1 protein-coding gene and 1 pseudogene are annotated in these 294 nt (G+C 65.3%); both read right to left on the bottom strand.

What is annotated here, in order from left to right; translation table 11 throughout:
- Positions 1-126, bottom strand: a 126-nt coding sequence (locus EIK80_RS26840; RefSeq protein ID WP_233586951.1) for a hypothetical protein, incomplete at its 3' end; no start/stop codon positions are given.
- A gap of 30 nt (positions 127-156) precedes the next feature.
- A pseudogene (locus EIK80_RS25500) lies at positions 157-294 on the bottom strand (MFS transporter); the annotation flags it as partial.

Below are 294 nucleotides of genomic sequence, written 5' to 3' on the forward strand. Positions count from 1 at the left end.
GGCCTTGTCGAACGGATGGATCTCGCAATAGACGCCGGCTTCCCGCACCCGGCGCGCGATCAGCTGGGTCACCTGGCTGCCGAAGTCGAGGATCAGGACGCGCTGGTGGTGGGTTTCGGTGGTCATCGGCGGGTCTCCAGCGGTCTATCGGGCGGATCAGGGCGTATACGAGGACCGCTCCAGCACGGCGGCGAAGAAGCCGTCCGTTCCGGCGCGGTAAGGAGTCAGGCGCAGATAGCCTTCGGGCGTTACGTGCTCGACGCCCTCCAGAGCGATCGGCTTTACGGTGAATTC

It is taken from the genome of Caulobacter sp. 602-1, from assembly GCF_003931565.1.
Lineage (GTDB): Bacteria > Pseudomonadota > Alphaproteobacteria > Caulobacterales > Caulobacteraceae > Caulobacter.